The organism is Microbacterium sp. NPDC087592 (genome assembly GCF_044743585.1).
In the GTDB taxonomy this organism is placed as follows: domain Bacteria; phylum Actinomycetota; class Actinomycetes; order Actinomycetales; family Microbacteriaceae; genus Microbacterium.
Genome location: NZ_JBIUWT010000001.1, coordinates 1,393,864 through 1,408,901 on the forward strand (window position 1 = coordinate 1,393,864; position 15,038 = coordinate 1,408,901).

The 15,038-nt window shown below is 68.9% G+C and carries 13 protein-coding genes; 9 read left to right on the forward strand and 4 right to left on the reverse strand.

All coding sequences use genetic code 11. The features are described 5' to 3' along the window. The first annotated feature begins 185 nt into the window (after positions 1–185). Together ACIOTO_RS06585 and ACIOTO_RS06590 are read left to right on the forward strand one after the other, a co-directional pair. The gene (locus tag ACIOTO_RS06585; protein ID WP_400857135.1) at positions 186–971 is read left to right on the forward strand and encodes a GntR family transcriptional regulator; all 786 of its coding nucleotides are present in this window, start codon (positions 186–188) and stop codon (positions 969–971) included. Positions 972–1,070: 99 nt separating this feature from the next. After that, positions 1,071–4,052 (forward strand): beta-N-acetylglucosaminidase domain-containing protein, encoded by a 2,982-nt coding sequence (locus ACIOTO_RS06590; protein ID WP_400857136.1) that lies wholly within the window; start codon positions 1,071–1,073, stop codon positions 4,050–4,052. A 66-nt stretch (positions 4,053–4,118) separates the two neighbouring features. On the opposite strand, the gene ACIOTO_RS06595 is transcribed toward ACIOTO_RS06590, so the two are convergent. Both ACIOTO_RS06595 and ACIOTO_RS06600 read right to left on the reverse strand, forming a co-directional pair. After that, the gene (locus ACIOTO_RS06595; RefSeq protein WP_400857137.1) at positions 4,119–6,656 is read right to left on the reverse strand and encodes an FtsX-like permease family protein; all 2,538 of its coding nucleotides are present in this window, start codon (positions 6,654–6,656) and stop codon (positions 4,119–4,121) included. Beyond that, positions 6,656–7,423 (reverse strand): ABC transporter ATP-binding protein, encoded by a 768-nt coding sequence (locus tag ACIOTO_RS06600; RefSeq protein WP_372467866.1) that lies wholly within the window; start codon positions 7,421–7,423, stop codon positions 6,656–6,658. Before ACIOTO_RS06600 ends, ACIOTO_RS06595 begins: the two co-directional genes overlap by 1 nt. A 108-nt stretch (positions 7,424–7,531) precedes the next feature. Between ACIOTO_RS06600 and ACIOTO_RS06605 the strand changes: the two genes are divergently transcribed. The 7 genes from ACIOTO_RS06605 (at position 7,532) to ACIOTO_RS06635 (ending at position 12,630) form a co-directional block, all read left to right on the forward strand. After that, positions 7,532–8,764 (forward strand): sensor histidine kinase, encoded by a 1,233-nt coding sequence (locus ACIOTO_RS06605; RefSeq protein WP_400857138.1) that lies wholly within the window; start codon positions 7,532–7,534, stop codon positions 8,762–8,764. Next, positions 8,752–9,390, forward strand: a complete 639-nt coding sequence (locus ACIOTO_RS06610) for a response regulator transcription factor (RefSeq protein ID WP_029263193.1) — start codon at positions 8,752–8,754, stop codon at positions 9,388–9,390. The genes ACIOTO_RS06605 and ACIOTO_RS06610 overlap by 13 nt, the downstream gene beginning before the upstream one ends. Before the next feature lie 49 nt (positions 9,391–9,439). Beyond that, a complete protein-coding gene (locus ACIOTO_RS06615; protein WP_400857139.1) occupies positions 9,440–10,201 on the forward strand; it encodes a LysM peptidoglycan-binding domain-containing protein in 762 nt (253 codons plus the stop codon). A gap of 176 nt (positions 10,202–10,377) precedes the next feature. Then, entirely contained in the window at positions 10,378–10,722 is a 345-nt protein-coding gene (locus ACIOTO_RS06620) for a PadR family transcriptional regulator (protein WP_029263195.1), read from the forward strand. 2 nt (positions 10,723–10,724) lie between these two features. Beyond that, positions 10,725–11,093 (forward strand): DUF1048 domain-containing protein, encoded by a 369-nt coding sequence (locus tag ACIOTO_RS06625; RefSeq protein WP_400857140.1) that lies wholly within the window; start codon positions 10,725–10,727, stop codon positions 11,091–11,093. Beyond that, entirely contained in the window at positions 11,090–11,866 is a 777-nt protein-coding gene (locus tag ACIOTO_RS06630; RefSeq protein WP_400857141.1) for an ABC transporter ATP-binding protein, read from the forward strand. The genes ACIOTO_RS06625 and ACIOTO_RS06630 overlap by 4 nt, the downstream gene beginning before the upstream one ends. Next, positions 11,863–12,630: an ABC transporter permease gene (locus tag ACIOTO_RS06635; RefSeq protein WP_091027659.1), complete on the forward strand. Its 768-nt coding sequence runs from the start codon at positions 11,863–11,865 to the stop codon at positions 12,628–12,630. Before ACIOTO_RS06630 ends, ACIOTO_RS06635 begins: the two co-directional genes overlap by 4 nt. 171 nt (positions 12,631–12,801) lie before the next feature. On the opposite strand, the gene ACIOTO_RS06640 is transcribed toward ACIOTO_RS06635, so the two are convergent. After that, the gene (locus ACIOTO_RS06640; RefSeq protein WP_400857142.1) at positions 12,802–12,966 is read right to left on the reverse strand and encodes a hypothetical protein; all 165 of its coding nucleotides are present in this window, start codon (positions 12,964–12,966) and stop codon (positions 12,802–12,804) included. 473 nt (positions 12,967–13,439) lie between these two features. Then, positions 13,440–14,915 (reverse strand): lipase maturation factor family protein, encoded by a 1,476-nt coding sequence (locus tag ACIOTO_RS06645; protein WP_400857143.1) that lies wholly within the window; start codon positions 14,913–14,915, stop codon positions 13,440–13,442. Positions 14,916–15,038 lie beyond the last annotated feature (123 nt).

Genomic DNA, 15,038 nt, shown 5'->3' on the forward strand with positions numbered 1-15,038 from the left:
TGCTCCTCTTGGTGGGACTGTTCCGAACGGATTCGGGCAGTGGTGAGGCGGTGCATGTTTGGGTGGGGCCACCGTAATACTGGTCTATACCGTTTGTCAATGGTGCCGGTATAGACCAATCTCCCACCCCACCGGCCTAAGATGACTCACTACGCGCGCAAGCGCATGAGAAGGAGCTTTCCACGGTGGCACGGTCGAAGCATTCCGACGGCGGCGAGGAGATCGGCCTGCTGGCCGTGCAGGTCGGAGACCTCAGCGGCGAACCGGGCAAGGGCGAGCAGATCCGGAAGGCCCTGGCGGCCTTCGCCGCATCTTCGCGGCCCGACACCCTACTGCCCTCCGAACGGGTTCTCGCCGAGCAGTTCGGGGTCGCGAGGATGACGGTCCGCGGCGCGATCGACAGCCTGGAATCGGCGGGTCTGGTCCGCCGGGAGCCCGGCCGCGGAGCCTTCGTGCAGCATCCGCGACTGACCCACTCGGAGATCTTCCGGTCCTTCACGGAGGACATGCGATTCCGCGGGATGGAGCCGGGCGCTCGTGACTTCTCCGCCCGCCTCGAGTCCGCCTCGGCCGAGGTCGCGGCGGCACTCGACCTCGCCGAGGGCGACCTCATCGTTCGCATCGAGCGCGTCAGGACCGCCGACGGCACGGCCATGGCCTACGAGACGACGAACCTCCCGGCCGCGCGCTTTCCCGACCTGCTCGACAGGATGACCGAGACGGATTCCCTCTACGAGGTGCTCGACCGCGTCTACGGCGTGCATCCCGAGAACGCCGAGCAGACGGTGGCGATCGACCGGCTGTCCCCGGAGGATGCGGTGCGCCTGGAGACCGATGCCGGCGAGCCCTGTTTCGCCATCGAGCGCAAGGCTCACGACAACATGGGCAAGACGGTCGAGTTCGGTCGATCGCTCTATCGGGGCGACCGCTACGTGATCGAGATGCACGTGGGGCGCGCCGCCGACGGATGAGGCGGGATCGAAGAGCACCCTTGACAGCCAAACTGCTCTAGACCAGTATCTGGCGTACGCGCCGCAATCCGTGCGGCCCTGCCAGAAGGGCGCTCTCCCATGAAGTCCTCTCCACGTCTCTCCCGCGCGCGGCGCAGAACGGCCCTCGGGCTGATCACGTCCGCCACACTCGTCGCGGGGCTCGCGACGCCGATCGCCGCCTCCGCACTCGACACCGCGCCGGCCGTCTCCGCCGCTCCCTCCGACGTCGCCACCGCGACCACCGCCACCGGGCCCGTCATCTGGCCGAAGCCGCAGCAGCTGACCTCGTCCGGACAGCAGATGACCCTGCCGTCGAGCGTCACGCTCGTCGCCCCCAGCGGCGCCGATGCCGCGGCGGTCGCCCTGACCAAGTCGCTGCTCGCCGCCACCGGAACGGCTTCGACCGTGTCGAGCACCGATCCCGGATCCGGCGCGACCGTGTACGTCGGCGGCCCCGGCGAGAACGCGGCGAGCGCCGCCGCACTGACAGCCCTCGGCGCCACCGGTCCCGCGGGTCTCGCCGCCGACGGGTACGTCCTCGCCGCCGGAACCGACGCGCAGGGTCGCATGCGCGTCGTGCTCTCCGGCGTCGACAAGACCGGCACCTACTACGCGGCGCAGAGCCTTCGACAGGTGCTGACGGCGGGCACCAGCGGAAGCAAGGTGTGGAAGCTCACCGTGCGCGATGCCCCCGCCTTCAAGGTGCGCGCAGGGATGCAGTCGTTCTACAGCGACCCGGATCACTGGTCGCTCGATCAGGAGAAGTCTCACATCGAGTTCCTCGCCCGGAACAAGATGGGCACCTACTTCTACGGCCCCGCGCAGGACCTGCACACCGGAAACCTCTGGTCGACCAAGTACTCCGGCACCGACCTCGCCGAGATCCAGCAGATCGTCACGCTGAGCGCCGCCCGTCACGTCGAGTACATCTACCGCGTCTCGCCGCAGGCTCCCATGGCTCCGGCCCTCGGCATGTGCTTCTCGACCCCCGGCCAGACGGATCTGCTCATCGATCGCTTCGAGCAACTGTGGGACGTGGGCGTGCGCCGATTCACCGTCGCGTGGGATGACATCCCCGACGACTTCAGCTGCGCGACCGACAAGGCGACCTACGGAAGCGGGACGAGCAGCCTCGGAACCTCGGATCAGGCGCTGGCATCGCTGCAGGCCGGAGTCGTCAACGAGGTGCAGGCCTGGCTCGACACCAAGACGGGTGCGCGGCCGCTGCTGGTCGTTCCCACGGAATACTTCGGCACTCAGACGAGCCAGTACCGCACCCGCCTCGCCCAGCAGGTGACGCCCAAGGCGACGATGTTCTGGAGCGGACGAGAAGTCATCTCGCCGACGATTCCGCTCGGCGACCTCACGGCCGCGAAGAGCGCCTTCGGTGGACGACCGATCGCGATCTGGGACAACTATCCGGTCAACGACTACGCCGACCGGTTCGACGCCGACCGTCTGCTGCTCGGACCGCTCGAAGGGCGGGACAAGACGCTCGCGGGCGCAAGCGAGGGCATCTACTTCAACGCGATGAACGAGGCCGAGTTCTCGCAGCTCGCCCTGTTCACCGCGGCGGACTTCGCCTGGAACCCGGACGCATACGATGCCGCGTCCTCCTGGGAAGCCTCGGTGGCCGCGCTGGGCGGCACTCGCACGGCGGCGCTGCGCGCATTCGCGGAGAACAACTACGCCTCGTCACTGAGTTCGGTGGAATCACCCGGGATTGGCGCGAAGATCGCAGCTTTCCGCAACGCGTGGCACGCGAACAGCGGCGTGGCCGCCGCCGGAACCGAGCTCACCGCCGCCTTCACGGCACTCAAGAACAGCGTCACGACGCTCCGCGAACCCGGGGCCAATCCGTTCCTGAAGGCGGAGGGCGTCCGCTGGCTCGACAAGGCGAGCCTCTACGGCCAGGCCGGCGAACTGGCGGTGGCGGCTCTGGTCGCCGAGAGCGCTGGTGACACCACGACGATGAATCAGAAGCGCACTCAGCTGGTCGCGCTCGTCGCGCAGATCAGCGCGAACGAGGCCCGAGTGGGCGTCGGCGTCCTCGACCCGTTCCTGTCGTTCGCGCTGGCGCGGGGAACAGAACTCGGCGACCTCGCCGGCACCGGACGCTCAGACCTCCTCGGCGTGATGGCGGACGGGACCCTCAAGGCCTATCCGAACGTCTCGACCACGAGCGGGCAGTCCAACCAGGACGGCGCCACGTACTTCGGAACAGTGGCTTACACGGTGGGTTCCGGATACTCGGCCGCCCGCCTGCCCATCGTCGGCGAGTTCTGCGGTGATCGGCAGCTCGACATCGTGCAGGTCGAATCGACGGGCGCACTGAGGTACCGCGCCAACTCCGGGGCGTTCGGGAGCCTGTACGCCGCACCGGTGCAGATCGGGCAGAACTGGCAGGGCAATCTGAGCCTCAAGGCGACCGATCTGAATGCCGACGGACGCGCGGATCTGCTGGGCGTGCTGGCCAACGGAGACCTGATGGCGTACCGCAACACGGGGTGCACCAACAACGTGCCCGCGTTCACCGATCCCGGAGTGAAGGTCGGACAGGGGTGGTCGTCGTCGCAGCTGCCGATCGTCGGCGATCTGTGCGGCGACCGCGACTCCGACATCCTCACCATCGACGGGGCCGGCGCGCTTCGTGCATTCGACAACAACGGCTCGTTCACCGGGTCGATGTTCTCCACCACCGGGCTCGTCGGGACGGGGTGGGGAGGCACGCTGAAGCTGGAAGCTGTCGAACTGAACGGCGATGGACGGGCCGACCTGCTGGCTGTGCTCGGTGACGGGAAGCTGTTCGCCTATCGGAACACCGGATGCTCGGGAGGAATCCCGACGTTCGCACCCCGCGTGCAGGTCGGATCCGACTGGAGCGCGGCCCGACTGCCGGTCGTGACCGATCTGAACGGCGACTCGCAGGCCGATCTGCTAACGACCGACTCCGCGGGCACCCTGCTCGAGTTCGTCAACACCGGCGTCTTCACGGGGAACATGTTCACCCCGGGAAACCGGGTCGGGCAGGGGTGGCAGGGCGCCCTGTTCATCCTCTGATCGCGACGGCGGCGGGGAGCGCGCCGAATGGCATGCTCCCCGCCGTCTGCGTCCTCTCGCGCCGCGCTACTGCCGGGACCCGATCTCGTCGATCGGGCGGGTGCGCATGGCTGCGGTGGTTCCCGCCCACAGCGCCACGAGCGCGAGGGCACCCATCGCACCGATGATGGTCAGAGACCCGAGCACCGGCAGCGCGGGAATCGGCTGACCCGAGATGCCCATGCTCACGCCGATGAGCGGAGGGATCGCGACCACGACGCCGAACACCATGCCGATCACGGCCACCAGCACGGCTTCGATCCGCATCATCGAGCGCACCTGCCGGCGGGACGAGCCGATCAGCTGCATCAGAGCGAACTCCCGCGAGCGCTCCCCGGTTGCCATCACGAGCGTGTTGACCACGGCGATCGCGATGTAGCCGAGGATCACGAGCAGCGCGATGAGGTTCACCCACCCCTGCTGCGACTGCGCACCAGCGCCCGCTGCCTCCTGGCCCGATCCGTCGCTCACGACGAAACCGCGCTCGGTCAGCGCCGCACGCACGTCATCGAGGGCACCCGGATCGACCGTCGCGAGCGCGAACGCATCCAGGCCGGCCGTGGTGTGCGCCCTCACGTCGTCGGCGGCCATCGTGAGGTCGCCGAACCCGAGACCGCGCTCGTACACCGCCACGACCGTGGCCTCCCACGGCGAACCGTCGCCGAGGTGCCCGGCGACCGTGCCGCCGATGTCGAGCCCGAGGCTCTGCGCGGCATCCGTGCTCACGGCGACCGCCGTGGCGTCGTCGAGGTCGGTGAGCGACCCCTCGCGCACACGCAGGTCGAGGCTCTTGGCCGTTCGCTCGGGGTCGATGCCCTGGAGCACGTGCTCCTCGCGCTGCAGCTTGCCCTCGAAGTCGTGCGAATCCACCACTGCGGCGCTCAGCGCGATCCCCGATGCCTCGGTCACACCGGGGGTCTCGCGGATCGCCTCGACCGCCTCCGGCGTGAGCCCGGTCGGCGCCGTCACCCGCAGGTCGGCGATGACTCCCGCGGTGGCCTGCGTCGCGGCCTCGGCGGCGATGATCGACGGTGCTCCGATCTGCACGAGTCCCAGGCCGATGCCGAGAGCGATCGGCAGGATCGCCGAGGCCAGTCGCCGACTGTTCGCCGCGGCGTTCGCCGAGGCCAGGAAGCCCGCGGACGACAGCCGCCGCAGCACGCTGCCGATCAGGCGCACGCTCAGCGACACGAGCCACGGACCGAGCACGGCGAGCGCGATGATCAGCAGCATCGCCGCCCCGGCCGCGGCACCCGCCGCGATCTGCCCGCGCACCACGAGCGGCACCGTCGACACCGAGATGCCTGCCGCGGCGAGCACGATGCCGGTGATGATGCGCGGCAGCCCGATCGCCGGAGCACCCGTGGCCGACTCCCGGAGCGCCTCGACCGGGTCGAGCTTCGCGACCCTCGAGGCCGCGATGCGCGCCGCACCCCAGGCGGAGGCGAGCACGAGCAGTACCGCGCCGACCGCGGGAAGAGGGCTGAAGGCGAGGGCGAAGTCGCCGGGGATGACGCCTCCGGTGACGAACGCCGACTGCAGCACGGTCGACAGCAGGTACCCGGGCGCGATACCGAGTAGCGCGGCGACCGCCGACACCCACAGCACCTCGCGGGCCACGAGCGAATGCACCTGCGACGGGCTCGCGCCCACCGCGCGCAGCAGCGCGTAGTCACGGCGGCGCGACTGCACCGACAGCGACAGCGTGCCCGCCACGATGAACATCGCCACGAGGATGCACGTGCCGACGAAGGCGCTGCCGATGGCGACGAGCATCGAACGCGCCGCCCCCGAGTCGAGGAACTCGACGTCGCCGCGGTCATCTCCCGTGCGGGCGACCAGGCCGGGAAAGGCCTCGCGGATCGCGGTGGCCGTCTGCTCGGCGTCATCCCCTGAGACGAAGACGCCCAGCGCCTGCGCGGCACCGTCGTGGGGGTCGAGTTGGTCGATGCGGCGCTCCGTGAGGAACACGTGCGCGCTCCGCTCGGGTGCCGCAGGAGCGGCGACCTCACCGACGACGCGGTACTCCGACGGGATGCCGCCGTGGGCCAGCGTGACCGTGTCGCCCACGGCCTGGCCGCTGCCCGAAGTGACGACGACCTCATCGGCCGCCGCGGGCTCCCGCCCCTCGCGCAGCTCGAAGCCGGTCAGCACCGTGGCCTCCCACGGGTGCGCCTCGACGACGGCGGCTGCGGCGGCACGGGCATCCGCATCCGTACCTGCGCCCTGCAGCACGAGCGGAACGGTCACGTCGGCCACGACGCGGTCGACCCCCGGCAGCGCGGCGATGTCACGCGCCGCGTCGGCGGGCAGCGACGCGCGCTCCCGCAACGGAACGGGGAGGTCCTCCGGCACGTCCACCTGCTGCGGCGCACCCACGACCACATCCACCGCGGCATAGCGTTCGGGGGCGAGCCCGCCGCGCATGCCGGATTCGACGAGCACGCCGAGGCCCGTCACCAGAGCGCTCGCGACGAACACGGCGACCGCGACTCCGACGAAACTCCGACGGTGGTGGCGAAGATCCGCTCGGACGAGTCGACCCAAGCCCAGCGGCCCCGACATCACCACTCCCCCAATGCGCTCATGCGGTCGTTGATCTGCGCGGGGTCGGCGCCGTCGAGGTATCCCGCGAAGGCGCCGTCGGCGAGGAAGATCACGCGATCGGCGTGCGATGCCACGACGGGGTCGTGCGTCACGACCACGACGGTCTGGTTCAGCTCCCGCGCCGTGTGAGCGAGCAGATCGAGCACCTGCTTGCCCGAGCGCGAGTCGAGCGCGCCGGTCGGCTCGTCGCCGAACACCACGTGCGGTCGGGTGATGAGGGCGCGCGCGATCGCCACCCGCTGCTGCTGGCCACCGGAGAGTTCGGAGGGGCGGCGGTGACGGAACTCCGCGAGCCCCACCGCGTCGAGCAGGAAGTCGAGCCACCGCGCCTCGAGGCTCCGGCCGCCGAGTCGCAGCGGGAGGGTGATGTTGTCCTCGACGTTCAGGGCCGGCAGCAGGTTGTACGCCTGGAACACGAAGCCCACGTGGTCGCGCCGGAAGGCCGTGAGCTGACGTGCCTTCAGGCTCGAGATCTCGGTTCCGCCGAGGTGGACGGTGCCGCTGCTGGGCCGGTCGAGTCCCGCAGCACTGTGCAGCAACGTGCTCTTGCCCGAGCCGGAGGGGCCCATGATCGCGGTGAAGGTGCCCTTCGCGATGGCGAGGTTCACGCCGCGGAGGGCGGTGACGCGGCTGGCGCCTGCGCCGTAGGTCTTGACGACGGACTGCAGGCGCAGCGCTTCGGCGGGGCCCGCATCGACGGCGGGGGCGAGTGGTGTGGAGGTCATGATTCGACGCTAGGGACGGCCGATCCGGCATCCCATCCCGCCCGCTGCCGCATCGATGGTGGTGCTGGCTATACCGTGCTCGGCCGACCCCTCCGGCAGACTGTGAGAGTGAAGGACGGACGGATGCGACGCTGGCTGCGCGCCTGGGGATACCTGGCCGTCGAGGCCGGAGTCTCGATCGCGTCCGTGGTGTTCCTCAGCCTCGGGCTCGCGCTGCTCCCCCTCATGATCATCACCGGCGGCGTGCTGCTGATGCCCGAGGCGGTCCGCGGCCTGCACGGGTGGACGGATGTGAACCGCCGCCGCGTCGGTGTCTACCGCGGCGAGGTTCTGCCGCCGATCGGCCATGTGCTGCCGCCCGCCTCGACCATCGACGATCGTCTGCGCTTCGCGTTCTCGCGCGCCACCGGCCGCGACCTGCTGTGGCTGGCGGTGCAGGGGATCCCCGTGTTGTTCCTCTCGCTGCTGACGATCTCGCTCCCGGTAGCAGCGGTCAACTCGCTCGCCATCACCTACTACTGGCAGTTCGCGCCCGCCGACGACCCCGTCAGCTCCGTGTATCCGGTCACGTCGTGGGAGCTCGCGGCGACGATGCCGCTCGTCGCTCTGGCGTATGCGATCCTCGCGGTCTTCCTGATCCCGGCCGTCGCGCGGCTGGTGTCGTTCGTCTCCGCGAAGTTGCTCGCGACTCCCGAGAAGTCGCGCCTCGCCGCCCGAGTCGACGCCCTCACGCTCAGCCGGGCCGCCGCCCTCGACGCGCACGCTGCAGAGCTCCGTCGCATCGAGCGCGACCTGCACGACGGGGCCCAGAACCGCCTGGTGAACGTCGTGATGATGCTCGGGATCGCCGAGCGGGCGCAGGAGACCGGGGGCGACGTGCTCGAACCGCTGCGGCGAGCGCAGGATGCCGCGACCGACGCCCTCGCCGGACTCCGCCGCACCGTGCACGACATCTACCCGCCGATCCTCGACGAGCTCGGGCTGGAAGGCGCGCTGGCCTCGCTCGCCGGGCGCAGCGTCGTTCCCTGCACGATCGAGGCGGCCGATGTCGGACGTGTGCCGGCGGCGGTCGAGTCGGCCAGCTACTTCGTCGTGGCCGAGGCCCTCACCAACGTCAGCAAGTACAGCGCGGCGACACGGGCCTCCGTCGAGGTCGCCCGCGAGGGCGAGGTGCTGCTCATCACGGTCGAGGACGACGGCGAGGGCGGAGCCGCGGAGCGTCCGGGCGGCGGCATCGCCGGCATCCGTCGTCGCATCGAAGCCTTCGAGGGCACGCTGAAGCTCACGAGCCCGGCCGGCGGGCCCACCATCCTGAGAGCGGAGCTGCCATGCGGATCGTGATCGCCGAGGACGACACCCTCCTTCGTGAGGGCCTGGCACTGCTGCTGCGCAGCGAGGGCTTCGACGTGGTGGCCGCGGTCGATAATGCCGAGGGCTTCCTGGAGCGACTCGACGAGGCGGATGCCGCGGTGGTCGACGTGCGGATGCCGCCGACCTTCACGAGCGAGGGGTTGAAGGCCGCGGCCGAGGCGCGCGCCCGCCGACCCGGCTTCCCCGTGCTGGTGCTGTCGGCCTACGTCGAGGACCGCTACGCCGGTGAGCTCCTCGCGGCCGGAGCCGACGGCCTCGGCTACCTGCTCAAGGAGCGCGTGGGCAAGGTCGCCTCGTTCATCGATGCCCTGAACCGCGTGGCCGCCGGGGGCACGGTGATGGACCCCGAGGTCATCTCGCAGCTGATGAGCCGCCGTCGCGCCGACGATCCGGTGCAGACGCTCACCCCGCGCGAGCGCGAGGTGCTCGGGCTCATGGCCGAGGGGCTCGACAACGGCACCATCGCCGGGCGGCTCTTCGTGACCGAGACCGCGGTGAGCAAGCACATCGGCAACATCTTCGGCAAGCTCGGGCTCGCGTCCAGCGACAGCGGGCACCGGCGCGTGCTGGCCGTGCTCGCGTACCTCCGCACCTGACGGCATCCGCCCTGGCGCTCAGGCGCGCTTCGATGCCATGCTGACGGGGATGAAACGCTCCACCAAGATCACCACCGCCGTCGTCGTCGTGGCCGTCGCCGGGCTGTTCGCCGCCGCGGCCCCTGCCGTGGTCAGCGCCGCCCCCGCGGTGTTCGGTGTCGCCTCCTGGGCGTCGGAGCGCCTCGCCGCCGAACCATCGACGGTCCCGACGCCGGCGCCCGAGGATCCGGCCCAAGAGAGCCTCGTCTCCCTCGGCGACGGCATCAGCGTTCCCGCCGGCGGTCCCGGTGACTGCACCACCAATGCGTTCATCAACATCGGGAGCGACGACGGCGAAACGATGCATGCCAAGCTCCTGGGCGAACTCGTCGAGATGGGCGAGTCGGAGCTGGCGAGCGGACCCGTGACCCTCGATGCCGACGGCGAGATCTTCTCCTACGAAGTGCAGGCCGGCGACAGCCTCATCGCGATCGGCGAGCGCTTCTGCGTCGACTACGTCACCGTCGGCAGCTTCAACCATGTGCGCGGCTTTGAGCCGATCGCACCCGGGGACGTCCTCTACCTGCGCCCGGATCCGACGCTTCCGTTCGTCGACATCTACTCGCCGTACAACGCCGAACCCGGGTCGTCGACCATCCCGTACTACGACGGTGTGGCGGCGTTCTCCACCGCCGTCGCCACCGCAGACCTGGGTGCCGCGCGGTTCCTGTGGCAGCGTCTGGAGAAGGACATGCCCCCGGAGACGGCGGCCGTGATCACGCAGGCGCTGAGCGACGATGATCTGTCGCTGCTCCGCCGCATGTTCCCGTAGCAGCGGGCGCTCTTCGCCGCCGGTCCGTCGGCGGTCGTTCCCGCGCGCCCGGCAACCCCTCGCAGATCTCCTCCGAAAAAGTTCGGTATTCGGTGTTGCTAAGTACCGGTACTCAGTGTTACTTTGTACCGGTACCCAGCAACACTGAGTACCAACCGAAACGAAAGGAGGACCTGATGGGCAAGCAGATGACCGAGATGCTCAAGGGCACTCTGGAGGGCATCGTTCTGGCTCTCCTCGCCGAGCAGCCGGCGTACGGGTACGAGATCACCACACGCATCCGCGACCACGGATTCACCGACATCGCCGAGGGCACGATCTACGCACTCCTCGTGCGCATCGAGCAGAAGAACCTCGTCGACGTCGAGAAGGTCCCGAGCGAGAAGGGTCCGCCCCGCAAGGTGTACACCCTGAACGCACAGGGCCGGCAGGAGCTCGAGGAGTTCTGGACCACCTGGAGCTTCCTCAAGACGCACATCGAACAGCTGGAAAAGCGCAACACCGAGAACAAGGAGAACTGACCATGGCCGCGAAGTGGATCGAAGCGATCACCGGATCCCTCGAAGAGAAGAAGCTCTACAAGCAGGCGCAGGCCCGCGTCAACGCCCTCCCCGAGCCGTACCGCGAGGTCGCGAAGGCGCAGCAGCGCTACAACATGTACTACGGCGGAGTCACCGATGGCGACACCATCGTGAAGATGTTCCTCGACATCGCCGACCTGTGGGAGCGCGCCGCGCTCGACGGCACCCCCGTCTCCGCGATCGTCGGCGACGACCCCGTGGAGTTCGCCGAGAACTACGCCGCCGCGTACGGCGGACGCCAGTGGATCGACAAGGAGCGCGCGCGCCTCATCAAGGCGTTCGACGACGCGAAGAAGAAGGAGGAGTCATGACCAACGCAGCCATCTCGGTGCGCGGCATCGAGAAGTCCTACAAAGATCTGCACGTGCTGCGCGGCGTCGACTTCGAGGTCGAGAAGGGCAGCATCTTCGCCCTCCTCGGCTCGAACGGCGCCGGCAAGACCACGGTGGTGCGCATCCTCTCCACCCTGCTGAAGGCGGATGCCGGCACGGCGACCGTGCAGGGTGTCGATGTCGCCGCGAACCCCGTCGGCGTCCGCGAGGTGATCAGCCTCACCGGGCAGTTCGCCGCGGTCGACGAGATCCTCACCGGACGCGAGAACCTCGTGCTCGTCGCAAAGCTGCGGCACCTGCCCGACGCCGGGAACATCGCCGACGACCTGCTGGCGAAGTTCCGCCTGACGGATGCCGGAGCCCGCAAGGCCGGCACCTACTCCGGCGGCATGCGTCGCCGGCTCGACATCGCGATGAGCCTGGTCGGCCACCCCGAGGTCATCTACCTCGACGAGCCGACCACCGGCCTCGACCCCGAAGCCCGCATCGAGGTGTGGGACGTGGTCAAGGAACTCGCGAACACCGGCACCACGGTGCTGCTCACCACGCAGTACCTCGACGAGGCGGAGCAGCTGGCCGACCGCATCGCGATCCTGCACGAGGGCCGCATCATCGCCAACGACACGCTGGCCGGCCTCAAGCGCCTGCTGCCGGCCGCCAAGGTCGAGTACGTCGAGAAGCAGCCCACCCTCGAGGAGATCTTCCTCACCCTCATCGGCCCCCGGGCCCCCGGAAAGGAGAACGCAGCATGAGCACGCACTTCGCCGCCGATACGGCGACACTCACCGGCCGCTCCATGCGGCACATCTTCCGCAGCCCCGACACGATCATCACCACGGCGGTCACCCCGATCGCGCTGATGCTCCTGTTCGTCTACGTCTTCGGCGGAGCCCTGCAGCAGAGCACGGGCGCCGAGAACTACGTGAACTACCTGCTCCCCGGCATCCTGCTGATCGCGGTCGCATCCGGCATCGCGTACACGGCGTTCCGACTCTTCAACGACCTGCAGAGCGGAATCTTCGAGCGGTTCCACTCGATGCCGATCGCCCGATCGAGCGTGCTGTGGGCCCACGTGCTGACGTCACTGACGGCGAATGCCATCACCCTGGCGATCATCTTCGGCGTCGGATTCCTGATGGGGTTCCGCACCGGGGCGAGCCCGCTCGCCTGGCTCGGAGTCATCGGCATCCTGCTGCTGTTCACCCTCGCCCTCACGTGGCTCGCGATCATCGCGGGGCTCAGCGCGAAGACGATCGACGGGGCGACCGCGTTCTCGTACCCGCTGATCTTCCTGCCGTTCATCAGCTCGGCCTTCGTGCCGACCGAGACGATGCCGGGACCGGTGCAGTGGTTCGCCGAGAACCAGCCCGTCACCTCGATCGTCAACACCATCCAGGCGCTGTTCGCCGAACAGCCCGTCGGCGACGACATCTGGGTCGCCCTCGCCTGGTGCGTCGGCATCCTCGTGGTCGCCTACGTGTTCGCGATCATCGCCTACCGGAAGAAGGTCAGCTGATCTTCGCCCAGCGAGACGGGACGCTCCGACCGGGTCACTCGACCCGGCCGGGGCGTTTCGCCGCGCTCGGCTGCGGTTCGGCGTTGCGCGTCGCGCGTTGTGAAGGAGATCTCACGATCTGAAGGAGCTGTTTACGGAAAGGCTCCTTCGAAGCGTGAGATCTCCTTCGCGTCAGGCGGGCGCCGGGTACGCGGCAACGATGAGCACATGAGCGACGGTGATGGCCACGAGGCTCAGACCGATCGCCACACCACCGATCACGTGCGGCGATCTCCTCTTGACGAGTGCGATGACGAGCAGGGCGAGGTGTGCGACGAGGATGACGATGAGTGCCACCCTCAGACCGTCGATCGCCATGTTGGCGACATCGTCCCTGCAGGAAGATGCACACCCATCCATTCGCATCGCAGTGAGATAGACGAGAAGGATGCCCCCGCAGGCAACTACGATCTGAGCCAACGCCCAGAGCCCCGCGGCGACGTAACGTCGCCGCGGCATGCGCTGGATCGGCCCCCACTGGCTCGTCTCGGTCATGAGAAGTCAGTCATCATGTGTCGGACAAACGCTCGCGGATCGGACATGTAGCCCTTATAGGAGCTATGGATCTGGTTGTCAATCGGCGCCCCGGCCCGGCAAGCCCAGTCCTTGGCGCCGCGCTCGGCGGGAGTCGCTTGATCCGAGCCACGTGTTCTGAAGGAGATCTCCTGTTCTGAAGGAGCCGTGTGCGGAAAGGTTCCTTCGAAGCGTGAGATCTCCTTCGCGTTGGGTGGGCGGGACGGATGCTGCACGAAGCGGGTAGGGATACCCGCTCACCGCAGCCCGAACGGACCGAGCACCACGCGGCGGCGGCTCCGCACCCACACCACACCATCTGTGCGCTTCTCCGCACGGGTGGCGAAGCGGTAGCGGTAGGAAACGGCCCGGACCCACCGCGGCCGCTCGCCGTCGAAGGGATCGACCCGGATCAGCGCGAGTGTCGGAGCATCCGCTTCGAGCAGTCGGACGAGGAACGCCGTGAACCAGTCGTCGAACGAGTGCCCGAGCGGCAGGAACCACATCAGCCAGTCGAGGCGCAGGTGATACGGCGCGAACTGCCGCGGCATCCGTCGCACGTCCCCGGGCTTGCCCCGGAACTCATACTCCCGCCACTCGACGCCCTCCTCATCGGCTGACCCCTCGACGACGATCTCGATGCGCTCCTTCGTGACCGTGCCGAAGGCGCCGTAGGCGTTGGCGAGCTGCCAGCGGTTGAAGCTCGCGTTCATGAGCTGCCGCCGCGCGAACAGGTTGCGCATCGCCGGCGCGCTCACCACGACGTACAGCAGCCCGACGCCCGAGGTGATGATCACCCAGAAGAGCGGGAGGCCGGAGAGGACCCACGGCGCGTCGGTCGGCGGCGCGACCTCGGCCGCCCCCACCCCCGGCAGCCCGATCACCGAGAAGGCGATGACCATCGTCGCCCAGTTCAGCCACGCGAAGTTCCCCGTGAGCACCAGCCAGGCCTGCGTCAGGATCACGATGGATGCCGCGACCGCGCCCACGATCTGCGGCACCGGGCCATCCACCCACAGCGACAGCAACGGCGCGAACAGGAAGAACGGCACCACGAGCTGCGCGAAGTGGTTGCCCACCACCTCGCCACGGTGGAACCAGCGCGGCAGCAGATGCGCCTGCCGACTGAGCGGAGCCGGCATCGGCTGTGTCTCGTGGTGGTATGTGAGGGCCGTCAGATCACGCCACTCGCGGCCACCGCGGATCTTGATCATCCCGGCACCGAACTCCAGCCGGAACACCAGCCACCAGAACAGCACGATCACGACCGTGGGCGGCGGCTGATCGTTCGAGCCGAGGAAAGCCGCGAGGAACCCGGCCTCCAGCAGCAGCATCTCCCAGCCGAACGAGTAGAAGGTCTGCCCGATGCTGACGATCGACATGTAGCCGAGCCACAGTGCAAGGAAGCAGAGCATCGGCACCCACGGCGGACCCCACTGCGGAATGCCCACGACGAGTACGGCCGCGACCACGATCCCCACCACGCACAGCGCGACCAGCCGGCGATCGGAGTAGCGGATGCGCGAGAACAGGGTCGGATGCAGCATCCGCCGCCGCTCCGCCTTCTGGCCGACCCACTCGAGGAGGGCCGGCGCCGGGAGCAGACCGTGCTCACCGAGCAGCGGTCGAAACTGGTTCAGGCTCGACACGAACGCGACGAGGTACAGCGCCGCGATGCCCCGCTGCAGCACCTCGCGCGCGAACCCGAAGTCGACCGCCGCGAACCCGTCCACGCCCACAGGCTACGCCGCCGGTATCCGCGGGGAAGGGGGCTTGCGCACGGGTCCCCCTCACGCAATGAAGGAGATCTCACCCGACGAAGGAGCCCCTGCGCGAACAGGGCCTTCGAAGGGTGA

Bases quoted from the DNA above. Each gene is read 5' to 3' on its own strand.
- ACIOTO_RS06600 (WP_372467866.1), bottom strand. From the start codon at position 7,423: ATGACCTCCACACCACTCGCCCCCGCCGTCGATGCGGGCCCCGCCGAA.
- ACIOTO_RS06595 (WP_400857137.1), bottom strand. From the start codon at position 6,656: ATGTCGGGGCCGCTGGGCTTGGGTCGACTCGTCCGAGCGGATCTTCGC.
- ACIOTO_RS06590 (WP_400857136.1), top strand. From the start codon at position 1,071: ATGAAGTCCTCTCCACGTCTCTCCCGCGCGCGGCGCAGAACGGCCCTC.
- ACIOTO_RS06625 (WP_400857140.1), top strand. From the start codon at position 10,725: ATGGCCGCGAAGTGGATCGAAGCGATCACCGGATCCCTCGAAGAGAAG.
- ACIOTO_RS06635 (WP_091027659.1), top strand. From the start codon at position 11,863: ATGAGCACGCACTTCGCCGCCGATACGGCGACACTCACCGGCCGCTCC.
- ACIOTO_RS06615 (WP_400857139.1), top strand. From the start codon at position 9,440: ATGAAACGCTCCACCAAGATCACCACCGCCGTCGTCGTCGTGGCCGTC.
- ACIOTO_RS06630 (WP_400857141.1), top strand. From the start codon at position 11,090: ATGACCAACGCAGCCATCTCGGTGCGCGGCATCGAGAAGTCCTACAAA.
- ACIOTO_RS06610 (WP_029263193.1), top strand. From the start codon at position 8,752: ATGCGGATCGTGATCGCCGAGGACGACACCCTCCTTCGTGAGGGCCTG.
- ACIOTO_RS06620 (WP_029263195.1), top strand. From the start codon at position 10,378: ATGGGCAAGCAGATGACCGAGATGCTCAAGGGCACTCTGGAGGGCATC.